19 protein-coding genes are annotated in these 21,481 nt (G+C 63.2%); 10 read left to right on the top strand and 9 right to left on the bottom strand.

Annotation, left to right across the window (positions count from 1 at the left end; translation table 11 throughout):
• Positions 1-36: 36 nt before the first annotated feature.
• On the bottom strand, positions 37-2,751 hold the full coding sequence (locus tag ABIE35_RS13730; RefSeq protein ID WP_354515664.1) for an FG-GAP-like repeat-containing protein: 2,715 nt from the start codon (positions 2,749-2,751) through the stop codon (positions 37-39).
• A 228-nt stretch (positions 2,752-2,979) separates the two neighbouring features.
• Here ABIE35_RS13730 and ABIE35_RS13725 point away from each other — a divergent pair, with 228 nt between their 5' ends.
• Positions 2,980-3,216: a hypothetical protein gene (locus tag ABIE35_RS13725; protein ID WP_089597727.1), complete on the top strand. Its 237-nt coding sequence runs from the start codon at positions 2,980-2,982 to the stop codon at positions 3,214-3,216.
• A 23-nt stretch (positions 3,217-3,239) separates the two neighbouring features.
• Here ABIE35_RS13725 and ABIE35_RS13720 read toward each other — a convergent pair whose 3' ends face one another.
• Both ABIE35_RS13720 and ABIE35_RS13715 read right to left on the bottom strand, forming a co-directional pair.
• Entirely contained in the window at positions 3,240-3,527 is a 288-nt protein-coding gene (locus ABIE35_RS13720) for a MoaD/ThiS family protein (RefSeq protein WP_354231278.1), read from the bottom strand.
• A 7-nt stretch (positions 3,528-3,534) separates the two neighbouring features.
• A complete protein-coding gene (locus tag ABIE35_RS13715) occupies positions 3,535-4,698 on the bottom strand; it encodes a WD40/YVTN/BNR-like repeat-containing protein (protein WP_354515662.1) in 1,164 nt (387 codons plus the stop codon).
• A 308-nt stretch (positions 4,699-5,006) separates the two neighbouring features.
• Between ABIE35_RS13715 and ABIE35_RS13710 the strand changes: the two genes are divergently transcribed.
• Positions 5,007-6,215: a GGDEF domain-containing protein gene (locus ABIE35_RS13710; RefSeq protein ID WP_354515660.1), complete on the top strand. Its 1,209-nt coding sequence runs from the start codon at positions 5,007-5,009 to the stop codon at positions 6,213-6,215.
• Between the two features lie 201 nt (positions 6,216-6,416).
• Positions 6,417-7,196: an isocitrate lyase/PEP mutase family protein gene (locus ABIE35_RS13705; RefSeq protein ID WP_354515659.1), complete on the top strand. Its 780-nt coding sequence runs from the start codon at positions 6,417-6,419 to the stop codon at positions 7,194-7,196.
• A 51-nt stretch (positions 7,197-7,247) separates the two neighbouring features.
• Here the strand turns inward: ABIE35_RS13705 and ABIE35_RS13700 are convergent, their stop codons facing one another.
• A complete protein-coding gene (locus ABIE35_RS13700) occupies positions 7,248-8,171 on the bottom strand; it encodes a LysR family transcriptional regulator (RefSeq protein WP_089596932.1) in 924 nt (307 codons plus the stop codon).
• Between the two features lie 182 nt (positions 8,172-8,353).
• Between ABIE35_RS13700 and ABIE35_RS13695 the strand changes: the two genes are divergently transcribed.
• Both ABIE35_RS13695 and ABIE35_RS13690 read left to right on the top strand, forming a co-directional pair.
• On the top strand, positions 8,354-8,719 hold the full coding sequence (locus tag ABIE35_RS13695) for a CBU_0592 family membrane protein (protein ID WP_354515657.1): 366 nt from the start codon (positions 8,354-8,356) through the stop codon (positions 8,717-8,719).
• A 149-nt stretch (positions 8,720-8,868) separates the two neighbouring features.
• Entirely contained in the window at positions 8,869-9,900 is a 1,032-nt protein-coding gene (locus tag ABIE35_RS13690) for an LLM class flavin-dependent oxidoreductase (protein ID WP_354515655.1), read from the top strand.
• Between the two features lie 33 nt (positions 9,901-9,933).
• Here the strand turns inward: ABIE35_RS13690 and ABIE35_RS13685 are convergent, their stop codons facing one another.
• On the bottom strand, positions 9,934-10,134 hold the full coding sequence (locus ABIE35_RS13685; protein ID WP_207595485.1) for a hypothetical protein: 201 nt from the start codon (positions 10,132-10,134) through the stop codon (positions 9,934-9,936).
• 193 nt (positions 10,135-10,327) lie between these two features.
• Here ABIE35_RS13685 and ABIE35_RS13680 point away from each other — a divergent pair, with 193 nt between their 5' ends.
• From ABIE35_RS13680 to ABIE35_RS13670, 3 genes are read left to right on the top strand one after another with little or no spacing between them, the layout of a single operon-like run.
• A complete protein-coding gene (locus ABIE35_RS13680) occupies positions 10,328-12,958 on the top strand; it encodes a CHAT domain-containing protein (RefSeq protein ID WP_354515653.1) in 2,631 nt (876 codons plus the stop codon).
• Complete coding sequence (locus tag ABIE35_RS13675; protein WP_354515652.1) at positions 12,942-13,283, top strand: CU044_2847 family protein; 342 nt, start codon at positions 12,942-12,944, stop codon at positions 13,281-13,283. The genes ABIE35_RS13680 and ABIE35_RS13675 overlap by 17 nt, the downstream gene beginning before the upstream one ends.
• A gap of 57 nt (positions 13,284-13,340) precedes the next feature.
• Positions 13,341-13,847: a universal stress protein gene (locus ABIE35_RS13670; RefSeq protein WP_354515650.1), complete on the top strand. Its 507-nt coding sequence runs from the start codon at positions 13,341-13,343 to the stop codon at positions 13,845-13,847.
• Positions 13,848-14,236: 389 nt separating this feature from the next.
• Here the strand turns inward: ABIE35_RS13670 and ABIE35_RS13665 are convergent, their stop codons facing one another.
• The 3 genes from ABIE35_RS13665 to ABIE35_RS13655 all read right to left on the bottom strand — a co-directional run bounded on the left by ABIE35_RS13665 (position 14,237) and on the right by ABIE35_RS13655 (position 17,500).
• Entirely contained in the window at positions 14,237-15,007 is a 771-nt protein-coding gene (locus ABIE35_RS13665; protein ID WP_354515648.1) for a polyprenol monophosphomannose synthase, read from the bottom strand.
• A 158-nt stretch (positions 15,008-15,165) separates the two neighbouring features.
• Positions 15,166-16,470: an LssY C-terminal domain-containing protein gene (locus ABIE35_RS13660; RefSeq protein WP_354515647.1), complete on the bottom strand. Its 1,305-nt coding sequence runs from the start codon at positions 16,468-16,470 to the stop codon at positions 15,166-15,168.
• 55 nt (positions 16,471-16,525) lie between these two features.
• The gene (locus ABIE35_RS13655; protein WP_354515645.1) at positions 16,526-17,500 is read right to left on the bottom strand and encodes an NAD-dependent epimerase/dehydratase family protein; all 975 of its coding nucleotides are present in this window, start codon (positions 17,498-17,500) and stop codon (positions 16,526-16,528) included.
• Between the two features lie 113 nt (positions 17,501-17,613).
• Here ABIE35_RS13655 and ABIE35_RS13650 point away from each other — a divergent pair, with 113 nt between their 5' ends.
• Positions 17,614-17,862, top strand: coding sequence for a hypothetical protein (locus ABIE35_RS13650; protein ID WP_354515643.1), 249 nt, complete (start codon positions 17,614-17,616; stop codon positions 17,860-17,862).
• Between the two features lie 258 nt (positions 17,863-18,120).
• On the top strand, positions 18,121-20,412 hold the full coding sequence (gene treS, locus ABIE35_RS13645) for a maltose alpha-D-glucosyltransferase (protein WP_354515641.1): 2,292 nt from the start codon (positions 18,121-18,123) through the stop codon (positions 20,410-20,412).
• Positions 20,413-20,478: 66 nt separating this feature from the next.
• Here the strand turns inward: treS and ppk2 are convergent, their stop codons facing one another.
• Positions 20,479-21,414, bottom strand: a complete 936-nt coding sequence (ppk2, locus tag ABIE35_RS13640) for a polyphosphate kinase 2 (protein ID WP_089596959.1) — start codon at positions 21,412-21,414, stop codon at positions 20,479-20,481.
• Between the last annotated feature and the right edge of the window lie 67 nt (positions 21,415-21,481).

Below are 21,481 nucleotides of genomic sequence, written 5' to 3'. Positions count from 1 at the left end.
GGCTGAGGTTGGTCTGTGGACATCTCCGAAGACGGGCTACCTCGGGTCCAACGCCACCGGCTTGAACTTTCCCGCGCCCGTCCCGGAGTAGAGCAGCAGCGTTCCGTCGCCGGCTACGCCCACCAGGGTCGGATCGCCTGTGCCCGTGAAAGCGTTGCCGAGCGCAGCGAAGGAGGTGAACATGTTCCATCCAGAGCCCAGGTACTGCCGGGTGAGGAACCCTCCGCTGCCGTTGCCCGGGTAGAGCCACAGTGCCCCGTCCGTCCCTCGGGCAAGGACATCTTCCCGGCCGTCACCGTTGAAGTCGCTGCCCTGCATCACCGCGTTGAAGATATTCCACCCGGTACCGACCTGCTTCCATGGCTGGAATCCTCCGGCGCCATTTCCTGGGTAAAGCCACAAGGTACCGTCCGCGGCGCGCGCCAGGATGTCGGCCATCCCATCACCGGAGAAGTCGCCCGGCGCCAGCATCTGCGTGAAGCCCTGCCAGCCAGTGCCGATCTGTTTGCGGGCAAGGAACTGGCCTTTCCCGTCGGTCGGGTACAGCCACAGCGTCCCATCGGAGGCCCTGGCCACAAGATCCGGGTGCTTATCGCCGTCGAAATCGCCCACGCTCAAGACTGACGTGAAGACGTTCCAGCCCGTCCCCACCTGCACGCGCGGCAAGAAGCCGCCCGAGCCGTTGCCCGGGTAGAGCCACAGGATGCCGTTGGTGCCGCGGGCCAAAATGTCAGCGACAGCATCGCCGTCGAAATCCCCGGCCTCCCACACCTGGCTGAACTGGTTCCAACCGGTTCCAATCGCCAGGCGGTCCGCGAAGCCGGTCCCGTCACCCGGATAAAGGGTCATACGTGAACCGACGCCGAGGACGTCATGTTTACCGTCACCGGTAAATTCCTGCCCGCCGACGATGTCGCCCGCCAGGTTCCACCCAGTCCCGACGGCGGTACGCGGCAGGAGGCTTCCCTTGCCGTCGCCGGGGTAGACGTAGAGGGTGCCGTCCGACGAACGGGCCAGGAGTCCAGCCGTCCCGCCCCCGAACGTCCCCGCCGCCGAAAGACTGGTGAACGCATCCCAGCCTTGGCCGATCTGCCGCTGGGCCAGGAAACCGCCAGAGCCGTTTCCGGGATAGAGCCACAGCCGGCCATCGGTTCCGCTTGCCACCAGATCTGCCCGGCCATCGCCGCTGAAGTCACCGGGAGCCACCAACTGTGTGAAGCCCTGCCAGCCCACGCCTACCTGCGTACGTGGCAGGAAACCGCCCTTGCCGTTGCCAGGGTAGAGCCACAGAGCGCCGTCACTGCTGCGCGCCAGAATGTCAGTGAAGCCGTCACCGTTGAAATCGGAGGTGCCCAGTACAGCGTTGAAAATGTCCCAACCACTGCCAATTCGTACGGGATCTTCAAGGCGGTTTCCGGGCAGCCCTGCATAGAGCAGGAGCGAACCGTCAGCTTCGCGGGAAAGGACGTCGGCCAGCTTGTCGCCGTCGAAATCGCCGGCGGAAAAGCTCATCCGCGTCTTCAATTTGGTGTCAGCGTTGATGGTCACCGTGGCCGAGGTGGCGCTGACCGAGTTGATGGTCACCCTGGTGCCCGTGTAGGTGGTGAAAGTGCTGCCCGCCTGCCAGGCGTGGTTCTGGCTGTACCAACCATTGAACGGCGTGGTGTCCGGCATGAGGACCAGTGACGAGGCGATGGTGGCACCGCCGCGCTGGACGATTTTGACGCCTTTGTTGCCGCCCGAGAGGTAGCTGTCGTAGGCGCCCACTGGCTGCCGGAGTTCCAGGTAGTAGACCTCCCGGCTGACGGGATCCGTGAACTTGATGGCGCGCTGGGCCTCTGTGCCGCCCCAGGGCTTCAGGGTGTAGCTCTTGACTCCTGTGGCCACGCCGGTATCGCGGATTTCGTCGCCCCGCCCGAGGCCTCCGTAGTCCCAAAACGTTGAGCTGATGACCGGCGAGTTCCACTGCGCAGCGCCCATGATGTCTGTGGTGTCGCCGTACTCGCGGATGTAGCAGGACGGGTCCGTGAACTGGCCATTGCTGTTGACGCCGACGTCGGACGCCCCGCTGCGGCACTGCAGGGCATCAGCGTGCATCATGCCAATGACGTGCCCAAACTCATGGCTCATCACGTTATTGGAAAAGTTGCTGATCTGCGGCATCAAGACGCGGCCACTGTAACTGCCGCTGCTGTAGCCGGCGCCGAGCGCGTTCCCGGACAGGGTGGTGGTGGGAATGTAGATCACCAGCGCCGTGTAGGGGCTCGCGGACCATTTCAGCTCGCTGGTGATGGTGGAGATGATGGAGCTGTAGCTGTCGGTCGACTTCGCGCTGGACTGGTGCCCGGCAACCTTGCTGGTAACCGTCATGGAGAGCTTGTTGGCCGACATCGCCTGCCAGTACTTGCTGCTGGCCGCTACCGTCTTTTCGGCGTCGGCCATGGAGACAGTGTTGGCGTTGTCCGCCAGCTTTGCCGTCACCAGCCGGACACGGATGTCCCCGGCGGGGCCAATCGCTGCCGCACCGTCACGGAGGAGGGAGTCGACGTCGGACTGTCCCTTGGGTGCATCGTCCGCCGGCGGCGTCTCGAACGTGTGATCAGAATGCGGGGTGCCTTCGACAAACTGGACATTCGGATTATCCGGACCCGGCACTGGAACGGCCGTGGCGGGGGCCTGAACAAAAAACAGGCCGGTGGCAAACACCACCAAGCCTGTGGACAGCGCGATCGATCGCCGCAAAACACCCATTGAATCTCCCCGGGGACGGAGCCTGTGGTTCCTGTGAGTCTCAAGAACCGAGATCAGGCTACAGCCGCACCCGCAATGCGCCGGGAAGGCGGGGCTGGGTCGCCGGAAATGCAACCAACCCGGAATGCTAACCGGACCCTAACCACCCCGAAATACCGTGGCAACATTGCCGCGCCACACTGGAAGAGCCGGCAAGTGCAGGCACCAGCTCCAGCCCAGGAGGCCACCATGTTGAAGGAAGTCACAACACATACAACACGAATACGCGCGATCAGCCAGCTCCACCGTGGAGACGAGATCGAAGCCCGACTGTCCGTGGGACCCGCCTATGATGACGTGGTCATCCGCCGCGGACAGGTCCAGGAAACCGCGCCGGGAATCGGCGTTGTCTGGATCATGGATCACGCCTCCGGTATGAGGAAAGCCATCAACACCGACGAATGCAGTGTTTGGCGCGTCGCCTGATCCGGCTTGACCCCAAACCCTGCTCAGCCGCCGGCAACGGACTGGACAATCAGGACCTCCTGGCCGGCTGCAACCTCCGTATCAAGACCCTTCAGACGCCGGACCTCATCACCGTTCACGTAAATATTCACGAAACGGCGCAGGGCCCCGGTTTCATCACGCAAGCGCCTGGCCAGCACCGGATAATCTCCGGTCACCGCATCAAGCAACTGTCCAACGGTCACAGCCCCGTCGGCGGACGCAGTCAGATAGGACTGTCCGCCGACGAGTGGCTGCAGGACACCAGGCAACAGGACCGTAAAGTCAGCCACAACGGGCCTAACCAGGTACCGGGGCGCTGGCTTGCCCTGCACGCGCGGCGCCGCTGGGGCTTCCCACCACGACGGCGGCCCTCACGCACAGGACGTCCGGCAAGTGCGAGGCCACTTCAGTAAAGGTCCCGCCCTCGTCGGCACTGGCGTAGACCGCACCTCCACGGGTACCGAAATACACGCCAACAGGTTCTGCCGTGTCCACGGACGCGGCATCGCGCAGGACAGCGTTGTATTCGTGGTCCGGCAGGCCGGTATGAAGTTCTGTCCAAGTATTGCCGGCGTCGTTGGTGCGGTGAACACTGAGCCTGCTGTCCGGCGGGATGCGTTCTCCGTCGGCCTTCAATGGAACCACCCACGCAGTTCCTTCACGCCGTGGGTGCGTCAGCATGACAAAACCGAAGTCTGCAGGCAACCCGTCCGCGATGGAATCCCAGTTCTCCCCGTTGTCATCCGTTCGGTATACGCCGTGATGGTTCTGCGCGTACAAACGGCCCTCGACGGCGGCGTCCGCTGCGATCTTGTGGACGCACTGCCCGAACTCCGGGTTGGGATCGGGCATGAAGTACGCCGAGATTCCTTTGTTCCTGGGCTCCCAGGAGGTCCCGCCGTCGAGCGATCTGTAAACGCCGCCCGTACTCATGGCGATGTGGACCTTCTCGCCGGAAGGATCAACCACTATCGAGTGCGCCGCCGCGCCTCCATAGCCGGCTCCCCACTCGCCGCGGTGCGGGTGGTCCCACAGTCCGCGGTTCAACTCGAAGTGTTCGCCCCCGTCGGTGGACTTCCATACTGAAATCGGCTCGCACCCGGCCCAGACAACGCCAGGGCGGGAGTCGGCGTCAGGGTAGATCTGCCAAACGCGTTCCAAGGCGGCGTCAGTGCCCTCCGGGAATTTGATGGCACCTTGCTCGGGCTCGGTCCAAGTGTCGCCAAGGTCATCAGAGTGGGCCACGGTGGGTCCCCAATGCTCTGATCTCACGCCCACCATAATCCGGGTTTTGCCGTCCCGCGTGTCTATCCCGATGCTGGGAATCTCACTCATCAGGAAGTGCGGGCCGGAGAGGGACCATTCCTTGCGGTCCGGGCTGGTGGCCAGCCACAGGCCTTTCTTGGTCCCGATCGCAATGACATAACTCTCTGCGGTATCTGCGGTTGCCATGCGTCCCATCGAACCATCAGGGCGGGTGGGTGGCAACGGTTTTTGGGCGTATGTGGATAGTCAGGCCTCCAGGGCAAGAACAACCCTTACGGTTACAGTGTGGTCAAACTCCAGATCGTGACACGAAAATCGAGAAAACTTTTATGGAGCCAAAGCGACCAACCTCCACCGGCACTGGAGAAAACGTGCTTGACTGTGGTTTTGCGGTCATGAGACCGGAACAACTTGTTGGGGGATCAGATGTTTTGCGAGGTCAAAGAGCCATGAGGCGATCACGAAGGAACTCCGCGGTTGTAGCCCGGTAGCGGGGCCGCGTCGTGATTGGAGTTTCGCTACAAGAGGGAACGATAGTTCTGGACCCCTTCTCCGTCAGGATGGTCCTCGGCTTGGTCATTCTGACCTTGATCGTCATTTCCTGTGTTTCGTCCCAGCGGAGACGCTCGCCCTACGCCGAATGGTGGCGCGTGGCCCTGTGCCTCTTTTTGGTCGGCAATGCCGCCTTCCTGCTGAACGGTACTGACTTCCAGCTGTGGGCCAACCCCTTGGGCAAGGCCTTGGTTGTTGCCGGAACCTTCTGCATCTGGGCGGGAGCGCGCACTCTGCGCGACCACCGGGTGCCTCCCTGGTTTCTGGCGGCTGCGTCCATTCCCAGCTGTGTTGCATCTGCACTGGATGGCCCGGGGAACAGCGTATGGTCCGGCGGTTTGGTGTACCTGGGCCTGACCACACTGGGAATCACGTTGGCGGGGCTGGAACTGTGGTTCGCCAAACCCGTCCGGTCCAGGATTACGAGGTTCCTGTCCATCATTGCCGGGCTGACAGCCTTGTATTACCTGTTCCGGGCCATCAGCTTTGTCCTGGACGGGCCCACCAGCCAGGTGTTCCGAACATTCTTTGGGTACGCGCCGGCCGCTCTGATGCATTTGATCCTGCTGGTGGCAGTGTCCTCCACCATGAATACGCTCAGCAACAAGCAGTTGATCAAACGCCTCCGGGAACGTGCCGATCGTGACCACCTGACCGGCCTGCTTAACCGGGGTGCCTTCTTGGAGCTGGCCTCCCGGTCCCTCGCGGAGTCTTCCCCGCGGGGTGCGGCGCTGATTCTTGCGGACTTGGACAACTTCAAAGCCGTCAACGATGAGCATGGCCACGCAGCCGGGGACTCCGCGCTCCGGGCTTTTGCTGAGGCCTGCACTTCTTCGGTCAGGTCGACAGACGTCGTGGCGCGGTATGGCGGGGAAGAATTCGTCCTGCTGCTGCCGGGGGCGACACAACAGCGGGCCGAAGCCATCGCGGCCGAAATCAGTGGTCGGCTGGCGGCCATGAAGGGTCCGGATGGCCTGCCGTTCCCGACAGTGAGCTACGGCGTGACGTCCACCGGCGCGGACGTCCAGGACCTGGCCTTCATGATCAATGTGGCAGACGCCGCGCTCTACAGTGCCAAGGCCCAAGGACGGAACAGGGTTGTAGGCGCCGACCCCGCGGACGCGGAGGCCGCGGCTGAAGCCAGCCAGCCGCCGTCGTAATTCACGCACGTTCGTAGTACACGGACATCCGACGCATTGTGTCGGGCCTCGCCCTTTAGTCTGTGGAAAGTCAGGAGTAGGTAGTTCACCGCCCGCAGGCGCTTGGTATCGCGTTGTGTGACGTTATGCCTAGGCTGTGGGTGGCAAGTGGGACCGGTCCCACCCGTGGAGCACGAAGAACAACGATGACGGAGAGCGACGATGACTGAAGCCAACACCAATGCACGTGCACAACAGCTGAAAGCCCTGCACGAAGCCCCTGAAATCCTGAGTGTGGTCAATGTGTGGGACGCCATCAGTGCCCGCACTATTGCAGGTCTTCCTGAAACGAAGGCCATCGCCACTGCAGGGCATTCCATTGCCGCAGCCTTCGGATATGCCGACGGAACCATGCCCCTGGACGTGGCGCTGGACGGCGTGAAGCGAATAGTCGACGCCGTGGATCTCCCGGTCACCGCAGACCTGGACGATGGCTATGACAACCCTGCCGAAACCATCCGCCGGGCAATTGGGATCGGAGTGGTGGGCGCGAACGTTGAAGATCGCTTGCGGCCCTTCGACGAGGCCGTTGCCCGCGTGCAGGCCATCATCTCGGCTGCTGCCGGGGAAGGCATCCCGTTCCAGCTGAATGCGCGAACCGACGCGATTGCCCGGGGTGGGGACCGGCCGGTTGAGGAGAGCATTCAGGATGCCATCGCCCGGGGACGCGCCTTCCTGGACGCCGGAGCTTCGTTGGTCTTCGTGCCGGGTGCCATGACCCGTGAGGTCATCGAACCCTTGGTGGAAGGCTTGGGACACGGGAAGCTCTCCGTGATTGGTGCGCCGGGAGCGCTGCCGGCCGCGGAGCTTCAGGAACTTGGTGTGGCACGAGTGTCCTACGGTCCGTTCACCCAGCGGGTTGCCCTGCGGGCGCTTCAGGATCTGGCCTCGGACCTGTACGGCTCAGGAGTCATACCTGCCGACACTCCGGCGCTGAACTAGCCGCCTGCGCGTGCTTGCCTGTACCTGTCCTGTCCGCGAAGGCGGGACAGGTCAGGAGGCCGAGCGGGTATCGAACGCCGCCGCGGATTCCCTCAGCAGCCGGGCCACCGTGTCCACAGGCAGACTCGCTGCCCGTCGCCGATCGAAGCGTCGCAGGGCGATATGGCGGGTGCCCAACCCAGGAACGTCCAGGATGTCCACGTGGTCGTGGACGACGCCGGTAAGCGCCAGGGTGGGCACAATGGCCACCCCCTCCCCGGCAGCGACGAGTGCCAGCGCGGTGAGGGTGTCGTGGTACTGATGAACAGTCTCAATCCGGGCACCTGTCGAGTGGCGGAGGCGTCCGAGCACTGCGGTGTTGGCTGCTGACGGCTCCACTCCCAGCCACGGCAAGTGCAAGCGGCTTAGGTCGATGTTGTCCGTGCCGAGCAGGCTTCCTGCGGGCACCACCAGCTTCCATGGCTCATCAAGCAGGGGTTCCTGGACCATTCCGGCCGCCATCGGATGCTGCTCTGCCGCCGTCGAATCCTGTTCTATGACCACTGCATCCAGCTGTCGCTGGCGGAGTAGCCGCATCACCGCTGGGAAGCTGTCCTCAACGATCTGTATCTGCAGCTGAGGGTATTGGCTGCGCCACTCGGGAAGTCGCGGGATCACCACTGTGCGCATGAAACTGGTAAATCCTCCCACCCGCACGACTCCCGCGATGTTAACCTCGCTTTGCATCCGGGCACGGGCAACGTTCAGTGCCCGTTCTATCTCTTCCCCTGCCTCTGCCATGGCCAAGCCGGCGGGTGTGAGCATTGATCCTTTGGGGGTGCGCAGGAGTAGTGCTTGCCCTGCCTCAGTCTCGAGTTTGCTGAGCTGCTGCGACACCGCAGACGGCGTAATCCGCAGTTCGTCAGCCGCCGCCAGAACGCCTCCAGTGCGGGCTACGGCAAGAAGAACCAGCAGCCGGCGTGGGTCCACATCCATGTTAAGCACTCCTAAACACGGTCTTCAGAATATTGCAATTGATCTAAAGGTCATAGTCGCCCAATATTGTCTCAAAAGCACGATTCAGCAACGCACCACCGTCTAGCGAATCAAGCCTCCACTCCGGACCAAACGCCGCCCGCCGGCGTCATCCGGGTGCCCAAAATCTTGAAAGGACTCCCATGGAACTGCTGTTCGAAATCACCGGCTGGGCCGGCGCAGTGGCAATGCTCGGCGGCTACATGGCAGTGTCCATGGGCTGGTTGCAGGCAGGCACCACCTTCCAGACCGTGAACCTCTTTGGTTCGTGCGCCTTCATTGTTAACGGCACGCTCCATGGGGCATGGCCGTCCGTGGTGACCAACGTGGCATGGTTCCTGATCTCCGCTGTGGCGCTTCTCCGGATGCGGGCCAAGGAAGTCCCCGCGCAGCAGCCCGCGCAGGCTGCGCAGCCCGCGCCCCATGCCCAAGAGATCCACTCTCTTGCCCCCGACACTGCCGCCCAGGTCATCGTCGCGGCCGCTCGCCCAGTCGCCACCTGCGTCTAGCGGCCGCTAGCTGCGCCTGGTCCCGGCGTCACGAGCAGTCCTTCCGCTGTAAACGGTCCGGGCATCACAAAAGGTAACGTCCCGCCGTCGTCCGCGGGACCGGAGCCTATTCTGGGCAAGTAGCCGCCGCCCTACCGTGAAGGAAGCCCATGCCCACCCCCGAACATCCCCTGCGCAAGCTTGGTTTCCTCACTATTGGCCTGTTCGATCCCGCGGATCCCGCCGCCGGGCACCAGTCCACGTTGGAGATCATCGAGCTCGGGGAGAGGCTCGGCTTCGACAGTGCGTGGCTCCGGCACCGCCACCTGCAGTTCGGCATCTCCTCGCCGGTAGCAATCATGGCTGCGGCCAGCCAGCGCACCTCCAGGATTGAGCTGGGCACCGCGGTGACTCCGTTGGGCTGGGAAAACCCTTTGCGCCTTGCCGAAGACCTGGCCACCGTGGACCTGCTCTCCGGCGGCCGGATCAATCCGGGGCTGAGCGTAGGCGAACCCATGAACTACGACACCATAAAACATGAGCTGTACCCGGACACTGCCGGCGTGGAGGACTTCAGCTACGCCCGCGTGAACCGGCTTGCCCGCCTGATCGCCGGGGAGAGAGTGCGGGACTTCTCCGGCAAGCAGGGCGTGGTGGAAGAATTCTCCAACCGCGTTGAGCCACACTCCGCCGGGCTCCGTTCGCGGCTTTGGTATGGGGCGGCGAGCATGAAATCGGCGGTGTGGGCAGGGGAGAACGGCTTCAATCTTCTCTCCAGCAGTGTGATCTTCCCGGACAAGGATCAAGAACCGGACTTCGCCGGAGTCCAGCAGTCACAGATCCGCGCGTACCGTGAAGCCGCGGCCCAGTCAGGGAACACCTCCCGTGCCTCACAAGGCCTGGTAGTGATTCCCACAGACTCGGCCACACCTGCCCAGCGGAACAAGTACCAACGCTACGTCGAGGAACGCACCCCACGCACCCGCGCGCCCCAAGGGCCGAAGGGCATGATGTTCGCACAGGACATCATCGGCACCAGCGATGACATCGCCGAGCAGCTCTACGCCCACCGAGGATTCCAGGAAGTGGACGAGGTGGCCTTCGCACTGCCCTTCAGTTTTGACCACGAGGACTACGTCCAGATCCTCACCGACATTGCAGTCAAACTGGGGCCGGCCTTGGGCTGGAAGCCCGCCGGCTAAGCCGCCGTCAGTCCAGTCAGGCCAGCCAACCCGTCAGTCCACGAACTCTGATTGTGTCTCGATGAAGTCCCAATCCGCATCGGTCAGCACGCCGCTGACCTTGTCAGGATGGGGCCCGCCGGCCTCAGCAATATGCTGCAGCACGGGCAGCGGAAGTTCGTCGGCGCGCAGGTTCTCACGCAGCCATTCCTTGCTGTCCAGGTGCAGATCGAGCCACCACATGAAAATTTCCATCGCGGACCGCCTTCCGTCAGATGAGCCATGGGTTCTGATGCGCCGTGGGCCCGGATTAACCGTAGGCCGGGTCAGGAGCGTCTACAAGGGTCCGGCTCTTGTGGCGGGCCCGGCTTAGGGCCAATCTATTCCTAAGGGTGCTCCCGGCCCTCTCGATGTTCGGCCGGACCGCCCGTCACACAAGGGATCCGCGATGGACAGTGACATCGAGCTGGAGATTGATGCCGGCTCTGCACGCGGCGACTATACGGTGCGCGTGGTCCGTGCACCGGCGGGAGGTCACGCCTCGGGCATGTTCACCCTGGACGTGGAGGGCATCCTTGAGCGGCTCCCCCAGCTTGAAGCCACCGTCCTGGCGTCCGCTGTAGCCGCCCGCAGGACCATGCCAGTGGCGGAGATGGCCGTCCGTGAAGTGGGCCAGCAGTTGTTCCAGGCCTTGTTCACCCGCGAGGTTTACGGCACATACCGGGCCAGCCTCGGCGCGGCGCAGCATGCCGGCCGGCAGCTCAGGGTGGTCTTGAGGTTGTCCGCCCCTGAACTGGCCACCATGCCCTGGGAGACCCTGTTTGATCCCGAAACAGAGACCTACCTCTGCCAGACCGAGCCCCTCCTCCGCCATGTCCCCGCACCCGACTACAACCTGAATCCCCTGGATGTGGCGCCACCCCTGCGCATTCTGGGGATCGTCGCCTCGCCGCGGGACCTGCCCAGCTTGGACGTCACCGCTGAGAAGGACCATCTGAGCCGGGCCCTGGCCGGGCCGGTGTCCGAAGGCCGGGTGGAGCTGGTCTGGGCAAAAAGCGGAACCTGGGATGACGTTCAATCCATGCTGCTGGCCGGGCCTTGGCATGTGGTCCACTTTGTAGGCCACGGAGACTACGACTCCCGCACCGACGAAGGCAGGATCGCGCTGGTAGGACCTGACGGCAGGGCCGCCATGGTCCGCGCCGTCCGTCTCATGGCACTGCTCAGCGTCGCTGCTCCCCGCCCGCGGCTGGTGGTGCTGAACTCGTGTTCCTCCGGGGAAATGGGCCAGTCGGACCTCTTCTCGGGCACCGCAGCCGCTCTGGTCCGGAGCGGAATAGGCGCCGTTGCAGCCATGCAGTTCGCCATCAGCGACTACGCCGCCATCGCCTTCGCCCACGGCTTCTACGCAGCAATCGCCAATGGCCGCACCGTGGACGAGGCAGCGCGGGTCGGCAGAATCTCTGTCATGGCCAGCCCGGACGGAACGCTCGAATGGGTCACCCCTGCCCTCTACGTCCGCAGCGGCACCACCCAGCTGTTCACACTCACAGGAACACCGCGCGCTGCGGTTGAAAGTTCGACGGCGGCCCGGACCTCGGGCGGTCAAGATCCGGGACCAGCCCACGCAAGTTCGCCGGCCTCATCGCCCGGAACCGGCCAGGACCAAGCCATGCCGGCCCAAGCAACGCCGATACCGGCCACACAGCCCCAGTCCAACGCCGGGCAGGCCATGAAACGGGCGCAGCTGCGGGCACTGTACGTCCAGGCCTCCGCTGAGTTGCGGGCCCGGCGCTTGGAACAGGCCGTGGAACTGTTCGAAGACCTCCTCATGCTGGAGCCTGGATACCGGGACGCGACGGCCCTCAGAGACAAGGCCCGGCACCGGCTGGAGCTGGATCGCACTTACCGCGAAGCACTCAAAGCAGAGGAAGCCGAAGACTGGCTGGCCGCGGCTGATGGCTTCGCCGCGGTGCAGGATGACCCCGGGTTCCCTGACGCCGCCGTCCGACGCCAGGACTGCGAGCGCCGGCAACGGATCTCGGACCTGCAAGGCGAGCTTCGATACCATTCCTCCCTGGGCTCCTGGGAAGCAGTGCTGGACGTGTCGGCAGAGTTGGCCACCGTGGACCCCAATGCCGCAGATCCCGATGGACTCGCAACCGCGGCCCAGGCAGAAATCGAAAAGGCCAAGCCGCAAGAGCCACCTGCCGCTGAAACGGCTGAGGTGCCTGCGACGCCTAACGATGAGAAGCCCCACGGTTCGTACACGGCGGCGGATCTACCAGTGCGGCCACCACGGACAAATGCCCCGGCCCGCGCCAACCCCGGCCCTCACACCGTGCCCGGCCCCAGCCCCCAAGCGCGTTCAGCCCTGAACCCAGCCCCATCCGTCACCAAAGCCCAGGCACCCGCTGGCGTCCCGCCGTCGAACGCCGGGTTCCGGGGGTCAAAGGCCGGCGTCCCGGCACCCGCCCCCGTTGGCGGGTTGGCTCCTCCGCTGCGGGCGCCGCTGCTGTGGGGCGGCGTCGCACTGATCGTGGCGGGCGGACTCGGGGCGTGCTTCGCCGTCTACTTCCTGTGGTTGGACGACAACTATTGGTACGAGAGCGGCGGCGACGGCTCCCTCCGCATCGTTTACGGCCTTGTGGCACCTCTTGGGTACCTGCTGTTGGCGGTCGCGGGACTTCCCGATCGCACCGCCATGGCCCGGGTGGTGATGGCGGTGGTGGTTGTTTCGGGTGCTCTTTTTGGGCTCTCCGGGCTGACCGAAACGGTGGATCCCACCACGGTGATCTCCGGTTTTGTGCATGCGGGGTTCGGTTTGTGGGCGGGGATCCTGGCCCTGCGCTCCCGCACATCCGAGCCGTTCGGGTGGCTGCTGCTGTGGCCCACGGTGACGGTTCCGCTGGTCTGGGTCCAGGACAAAGGTGTCTTCCTTGAGTCCTGGTACCGGACGCACGCCTACTTTGTGCTGATTCAGCTGCTGGTTTTGTGCGCAGCCGGGATCGGTTTCGTGGTGGCGGCCCGCCGACTGCGGGCGTCGGAGAAGGGACAGGAACATGAGCAGGTTGGTTGAATTCACCACCGACGACGGCGGCACGGTTGTTGTGGAGGTCGCGAACGCAGCGGGGAGCCTGGTAACCAGGGGTGGTGATCACGCGGGAGACCATTCGGGGGTTTTCGCACGGGCGCAACAGACGTTCGAGCGCGCACTGGCGCATGTGCGTCCGGCGGTGCAGGGAGTGATCGATGAGCTCCTGAGCCTGGAGAACCGTCCGGATGAGGTGAGCGTGGAGTTCGGCATTGACCTCCACGCGGAGGCGGGCGCTTTCATCGCATCGGCAAGCACGGCGTCCAATTTCAAGGTGCGGCTCACTTGGAACAAGCCGACGGCAACCTGACGCCGGATCGCCCCTCAACAGCCTGTTCTTTGGATCGCCCCGGCGCAACAATAAGGTATGGCTGCGGAAAATTTCAGCGGACCGATTCCCTTGGTGGTGGGGGTTCTCCCGGACCAGCATGTGGAAGTGCTCCAAACTGCCCGGGCCTTGGCCGAGCGACTCGGCGTGCCGTTGGTGTGCGCCTACGTGGACGAGGCGAGTTACCTCGTCGAGTGGGACCCGTCCCGGGAGACGCACCGGATGTCGCTCCACCCGGAGAAGGAAGATGCCGACGTCGAGGCCGTGCGCGGCGACCTCGGCAGGGTGATCGCGGAGGCTATGGACGGCGGCACGGCAGATTGGACCTTGCGCCTGCTGGCAGGTGACCCGGCACGGGCCTTGGGCAGGCTCGCCGCGGACATCAACGCGTCCATGATCATTGTGGGGACGCCCGAGCCCGGTTTGGGGCACAGGATTTCCGAGGCACTCAACGGCTCGGTGGCCGCATGGCTGAGCCATCACCAACGCCGTCCGGTGCTGATTGTCCCCCAGAAAAAACGGCCGGAAGCTGCCCATAGAAACTAAAGTGAAAGTACTTATTCGAGGTGGTGGCGAAGGGGTTGCGCGCAACGTAGAGTGATTACTGCAGGTCAGCGAAAGCGCCTGCTCAAAGGCCGCTCCGGAGTGCGTATCCCCCAATAACGCACTCCGGAGCTCTTTTGTTTAACCCCTAAAACGCTCTCTCACATCCCACGCCCTTCCGACCAGCGCTCTCTCACCTCCCACGTAGACGGAACGACGGCGGCACCCGGGTGAGTGCCGCCGTCGAGCCTTAAGGGGCGGCCTTCATTGGGTGGCTGGCTTCCTGCCGCGGTCCGTCACCACCCACTTTGAATCTCCGGGCAGGGCAACGCGCCGCATTCACCGGCGTGTCCGGCCGTCAGCGGATTCAAAGTCGGTGGTTGCGGGACGGCCTACTTCTGAAAGCGGAGCTTCCACGGCGTGAGCGCCGACTCCAACTGCTCGCGGAAATTCATCTTCGAGGCACCTTCCACACGTTCTTCAAAGTGGATGGGAATTTCGGCGATTGCCAATCCCCGCCTTGCCGCCCGGTAGTTCATCTCAACCTGAAATGAGTAACCGTCACTTTGAACCGCCTGGACATCGATCTCTTTCAGTGCAGAGGCGGTCCAGGCCTTGAAACCCGCCGTTGCATCTTTGACCTTCAAGCCCAGGACCACACTCACATAAAAATTCGCCCAGGCGGAGAGGGCCTTGCGATGCCATGGCCATTCCGCAGCCGTGGAACCCCCGGAGACATACCGTGAGCCGATAACCAGCGCCGCGCCGGAGGTTTGAATCCGATCAACCATGGTGGGAATCGCCAGCACGGGATGGGACAAATCAGCGTCCATCTGGATGACGATCCCGGAGCCATCGGCCAGAGCCCGGGTCATTCCCGCCACGTATGCTCTGCCCAACCCATCTTTTTCCTTCCGATGGAGGACTGACACTGTTCCGCTGGATTCCGCTGCCAGTCGATCAGCCACAGCCCCGGTTCCATCGGGAGAGTTGTCATCGACAACCAGAATGTTGAGATTGGCAATTCCAAGGGCGGCGAGCTGGGCAATGAGAACGGGCAGGTTTTCCCGCTCATTGTAAGTGGGCACAACAACGGTTATTTTCGGATTCTTGACACTCAAAACGTGGGTCCCCAATTCGGTTTTCGGATCTAGCCTGAGCATGGTGCATGCGCTAGGCCCAGCCAGTCTATTCACTGGATCCTTATGACCTCCGCCGGCCCGGCGGCATACCCGTGCCTTCACCACCCACTTTGAATCTGAAACCACCGCGACACGCCGCAAAGGCCGGCGTGTCAGACGGACCCCACACTCTAAGAAGGTCAGGAAGGCACGCGCCGCCCCACCACGGAGGCCGGAACGGCCGGGACGCGCTGCCGTTTGGCGTAGACCCTGGCCCGCTGGCTGGACAACGCCAGCAGGACCAGGATGTCCGAGGCGAGACCGGAGAGACCTGCTTCGAGAGTGAGATTGGCAGTCCCAGTGGAGTAGTCGACGGCCTGCACCAGGATCGAGATGGAGCTCAGGGCCATTGCGATCACCCGGGCGCCGTTGCTGCCAAGGAAAATCCGCCAAGCCAGGAAAACCTCACCGAGCCCGAAGAGCAGGACGATGACCGCCATGGTGACGATCGCCGTCGTCGTGGTTTCCGGGTCCAGAGGGACGTCTTCGAGCCCAATGTCGCCACCGGAGCTGAGCAGTGTCAGCGCCAACGTAAAAGCTGCAATCGCCCGGATGGCCACCAGGACAGCGCCGGTCACGATAGGTGCCGGGCGCCGGTCACGGCTGTCGGTCCGGCTGGGCGGCTGGTTGGCGGGGACCTGGACGCGGCTGGCGTCGATGATGGGAAGGTCTCCGTCGGTGGAGATGGAATCACCGCCGCCGTTGCGCGTGTGATATCCGGTGGAGAAGTCCTCGATCACCTGAACCGAGACGGCAGGCTCGGCAGAGGAAACGGTGGAAACGATGTGGTCCCGCTCCACGTCCGTGTTCTGCTCGATCTTGTGAGTGATCTGCAGGGTGAAGAGCGAGAAGCCGACGCTGCGGTCATACGTTCCTGCCGCGAGCCAATCCACTTTGTGCCCACCGGGGAGGAGCCAACCCTCAGGGCAACGCCAGAAGCGGACGTGGTGGCGTTTTCCGGGGGTGTTGTTGACCTCTTGTTGGTATGCAAAGTCTTGTTGCCGGTCGAAGAGATACAGGGGGCTGACCGGCGCTTCGGTATAGCTCTGCCGGAAAATGGTGGAGCTGATGATGCGGCGGCTGCTGGCGAAAGTGACGTCGTCGGCCATGGTCCATCCTGCGGACCTCATGATCGCATGGATCTGGGGTTCGGCTCCCAGCAACGCCGCGTTCACGGGATCGCCCAGCAGACCATCGCTGGTGCGTGCGCGGCCTATGAAATAGCCCGGAACGTAGATGGTGGTCAGTATCCGGTGCAGCCGTGGCAAAAGCAGGTAGGCAAGGAAGGCCCAGAAGACAAAGGAGAACCAAAGCTGGCCCCACCCCAAGTGGAAGCTCTCCCCCACCAGCAGGAAGGCCAGCCATACCGCGGCAGCTCCACCCAGGACGAAGAACCCGTGATCGAGCCGGCTGTCCGTGACACCGTTGTTCGGCACTTTATCCATGAAACTCCCCCTGTGGCCCCTTAAGCTTCGGGCCTCGGGTGATAGTTGTACAGGCTTAGGTCAGCAGTTTCGGCACGTCGAGTTGCCCGTTGCTGACGAGCCACTGCACAGACTCCAGCACTGCCTGCTCGGGTTCGTAGCGCGGCGCATACCCGATCAGCGACTTTGCCTTGTGGATACTCACGCAATGATTGCGGGAGAGGTGGGCCCAGCTGATATCGGCAGACTCCCTGGTAGTGGTCCGTCGGAACTCATCCCAGCCCACGGTTTCCATGCGGGGTTCCTGCCCGAACCAGGAAGCAGCGACGCTCACGTAACCGCGCACCGTCAGGGCGCTCGGAGCAACAATATTGAAGTCCTCCCCGGCCGCAGCGTCCCGATTCAGGATGGCTTTCTCGAAGGCCTGCGCGACGTCGTCGGCATGCACATGGTGCATCAACTCAGTACCGATTCCGGGCACCCGGAGTGGCTGTCCCGAGGCAATCGTCTGCCACACTCCAGGATCCAGATTGCCCAAGGGCCCAATCGGCTGCCATCCAGGACCTACGATGTGCCCAGGATGTATCGAGGTTGTGGCCAACCCTCCGGAAGCAGTTTCCTCCTTGAGTATCCGGGCGATGTCACGCTTCTGGATCCCGTACTCATCCACCGGCTCTTCGGCGGAGTCCGATTCCTCGGCCAGGGGCAACTTCAGACTGACGCCGTATCGCCAGATGGAGCCGCAGTGCAGCAGATGGCCTGTTTCGCCGCGCAAGCGATCCACCAGCGCAGTGGCCGATTCGACTGTGAAGCACATGAGGTCAACCACGACGTCGGCGCCCAGTTCCGCAACCCGGTCGCCAAAGATGCCCTCGCGGTCCTCGTGCTCACGGTCCGCGGTGACCTTGCGGACCTGCCGCCACTCGGGGACGTCCGCATACGGCAGGCGGCTTCCGCGGCTGATGTTGACGACCTCGTGTCCTGCGCGCACAAGCCTGGGGACAAGGAAGGACCCAATATGGCCACTGCCACCGATTACTACGATTTTCATGGGTTCTCCGATCTCCACGAGTCACGGTACTGGCTGATGAGGGTGCAGCGGTAGGGCCGAAAGCAGCTCCGGGAACCGTTGACTGTCCCGGCGCGCCTACTTAGGCTATCGAAATGACAAACCTCAAGAAGAAGATTGCGTCCATCTTTGCGGCTACCTCCATTCTTGCGGGCGGAGGAATTGCCCTCGCCGCACCCGCCGAGGCATCCAGCACTTACGTTTATTGGTTTCACACGAAGGCTACGTGCGAATCAAACCTGAACGCCGCCAGGCCGGGATTTGGTTCGTACGTTCGGCTGGTCGAAGGGTGCGTACGGAACGGCAACGGTTACGCCTACACCGTGGTGTGGCGGTCCTCGTAGGCCACCCGCTGACAGACCCCCCGAAGCCCGACGTCGGCAGTCATGTGAGTGCCGACGTCGGGCTTTGCTGTGGTTGACCTCTTGGACGACGAACGTCAAGCCGCCAGATGATCACGAGACTTACTTGTTCCCGGGTTCGACAAACCGCAGGCCAAAGTGACTAGCATGAATAGTCCGGGCAAGCCCGGGTACGTGACCTCTTGAACGACCCCCCTCGGACGGTCGGCGTTGACGCGGCGACCACGTAAGGAGACAACTGTGCGGGAGCCTGCAGTCAACACGAGCGTGTCAGAAATCAGCGAATCTCCAGAAGAAAATCCGGAGGAGACGCCCCTGGAAACGCCCGATGAAACCGCAAGCGAACCGGCGGAAATCACGTTTGATGAACAGTTCTACCCGGCCAGGCCCAAGGCGCTGCGGCCGATCGCCCGGAGGCGGCAATTCTTTGCTGCCCGGCCCTCCTTGGAATTCGATGGCTTGAACTCCACCTATGTGGACTGGCTCCGGAACCAATCCATGCTGGGCGACGCCAACACCATGGCCCGGCAACTGTCCGGGCAGGCCAGCATGTGGCAGAACTCGTATGCCAGGCCCAACCCGCGGGCAGCCGTTGAGCGTTCACCCGTCTGGTTCACCGCCTACCCGTTGTCCTTCATCACCAAGGACGGCCAGTCCTTCCTATCGGCACTGGGTGATCCCGAGCTCTGGGATGCGTTCAGCAAAATCGGCATCCGTGGGTTGCACACGGGCCCGGTAAAGCTGGCCGGTGGCATCCGCGGCTGGTCGCAGACGCCCAGCGTGGACGGGCATTTTGACCGCATCTCCATGGCGATTGATCCCGCGTTCGGGACGGAAGAAGAGTTCCGTCAGATGTGCGAGGTCGCCAACGAGCACGGCGGCACCATTATTGACGACATCGTCCCCGGGCACACCGGCAAGGGTGCGGACTTCCGGCTGGCTGAGATGAACTTCCGGGACTACCCCGGTATCTATCACATGGTAGACATCCCCGAGGAGGACTGGCACTTGCTGCCCGACGTCCCCGAGGGCGAAGACTCGGTGAACATCAGCCCGGCAGCTGAGGAAGCCCTGCAAAAGGCGGGCTACATCATTGGGCGGCTGCAGCGGGTCATTTTCTACGAACCCGGTGTCAAGGAAACCAACTGGAGCGCCACAAAGCCCATTATCGACACCACTGGCAAGACCCGACGCTGGGTCTACCTGCACTACTTCAAGTCCGGCCAGCCGTCCATCAACTGGCTGGACCCAACGTTCGCCGGCATGCGCCTGGTGGTCGGCGACGCGCTGCATTCGTTGCTGGACCTCGGCACCGGTGCGTTGCGGCTTGATGCCAACGGCTTCCTGGGCGTCGAAAAGAGCGCGGAAGAGGAGCCGGGATGGTCAGAGGGCCACCCGTTGTCCGAGGCGGCAAACCAGCTGATCGGCTCCATGATCCGCAAGGTGGGCGGGTTCTCCTTCCAGGAACTCAACCTCACCATCGACGACATCAAGGCCCAGTCAGAATCGGGCCCCGACCTCTCATACGACTTCATCACCCGGCCCGCATACCATTACGCGTTCGTCACCGGCGATACCGAATTCCTGCGCCTGACCTTGCGCCTCTCCATGGAGATCGGGGTGGACCAGGCCTCCTTGGTCCACGCCCTCCAGAACCACGACGAACTGACCTATGAGTTGCTGCACTTCGCCGCCGGACACAGGGACGATGTTTTCGAGCTTGGCGGTGAAGAACTGACCGGAGCCGAAGTTGCGGAGAAGGTGCAGGAGACCCTGCGGGAACGTCTCACGGGCGAGAATGGGCCCTACAACGCCCTGTTCACCACCAACGGCATCGCTTGCACCACGGTCAGCTTCATCATGGCCGCGCTGGGCATCAAGGACCAGGACGCCATCACCCCTGAGCAGGAAGCCCAGGTACTGGACGCCCACGTGCTGTTGTCCATGTACAACGCGCTGCAGCCGGGCGTCTTCGCACTCTCGGGCTGGGACCTCACCGGTATCACGGCCCTGGACCGCGAAACCGTCAAGGAACTCACGTCGCAGGGCGATACACGCTGGATCAACCGTGGTGCCCACGACCTCATGGGCACCAGCCCGGACGCGAAGACCTCGCTGGCCGGCATGGCCCGTGCCCGCAGTCTCTACGGTTCCCTGCCAGAGCAGCTCAAGGATTCACGCTCCTACGCGCGGCGCCTCCAGCAGATCCTCACGGTGCGGGAAGAGTCCGGCATCGCCACCAGCACTCTGCTGGACGTGCCCGACGTTTCCAACCGGGGGCTGCTGGTTTTGGTCAACCAGCTCGCCGGCGGAGCGCTGCAGGTCACGGTCCTGAACTTCTCGGACCAGGACATTGCAGGCAGCATCCAGTCCGGACACCTTGTCCCCGGCGCCAGCGTGCACGACCTCTTCAGCGGCGACAACGTGGGCCAGGTGGACGACCTCCACAGCTTCTATCTCGAGCTGCCGGCCTTCCAGGGTACGGCGCTGCTGTTGAAGGACCCGGTTGTTGAGGAAGAGTCCGCCGAATAGGAAAGCACGACGTCGGCACTCACGGTGAGTGCCGACGTCGCGGTTTGGCGTTGATCGCCCGCAGCGTTAGTCGCCTACGGCGTCGCGGCCGCGGCGGAGGATGAGCGGATCGGCGTCGTAAACGACCGAGGTGTCCTTGTCCTCGTAGTCGAATTGGTTCAGGAAGTAGCGCATGGCGTTGATGCGGGCGCGCTTCTTGTCATTGGACTTGATGGTGATCCACGGCGCGTGGTCGGAGTCCGTGTGCAGGAACGTCTGTTCCTTCGCGTCGGTGTACTCCTCCCAGCGGTCCAGGGATGCAAGATCCATGGGCGAGAGCTTCCAGCGGCGGACGGGGTCGATCTGGCGGATGGCGAAGCGGGTCCGTTGCTCCTGCCGGGTGACGGAGAACCAGAACTTGGTCACGTGGATCCCGGCGTCCACCAGCATCTTTTCGAAGACCGGCGCCTGCCCCATGAAGGTGTCGTATTCGTCGTCTGTGCAGAAGCCCATGACTTTCTCCACGTTGGCCCGGTTGTACCAGGAGCGGTCGAACATGACGATCTCGCCGGCTGTCGGAAGGTGCTGGATGTAGCGCTGGAAATACCACTGGCCCTGCTCCCGGTCCGAGGGCTTGGCCAGCGCAACTGTCCTGGCGGACCGGGGATCCAGGTGCTCTGTGAAGCGCTTGATGGTGCCGCCCTTGCCGGCGGCGTCCCTGCCCTCAAAGACAATCACGTGCTTGAGCCCGCGGTCCTGGCCCCAATACTGGAACTTCAGCAACTCAATCTGGAGTCGGTACTTCTCGATCTCGTACTCATCGCGGGTCATCCGCTCTTGGTACGGATAGTCCTCGTTCCACGTTTCAACGGCGGATCCACCGGGATCGATCAGGTCCGGGTCCTCCCCTTGCCCGCCGCTGATGGTGTAGCCCAACTCCACCAGGTGATCGATGGTCTCCCGAAGGTTGTCCCGGACCCACCAGTCGTCCAGTGATGTGGATAGTGAGTTAGCCTCCGTCATGCGGTCCTCCTGGTCAGCCGTGTAGTGCCCGGCAGCCTAGCAACGGATGGTGACGGGAACATGAACG

The sequence above is a fragment of the Paenarthrobacter sp. 4246 genome (assembly GCF_040546855.1).
Classification (GTDB): domain Bacteria; phylum Actinomycetota; class Actinomycetes; order Actinomycetales; family Micrococcaceae; genus Arthrobacter.
The sequence above is the reverse complement of the archived record's forward strand: the minus strand, read 5'-3'. Positions and strand labels throughout refer to the sequence as shown.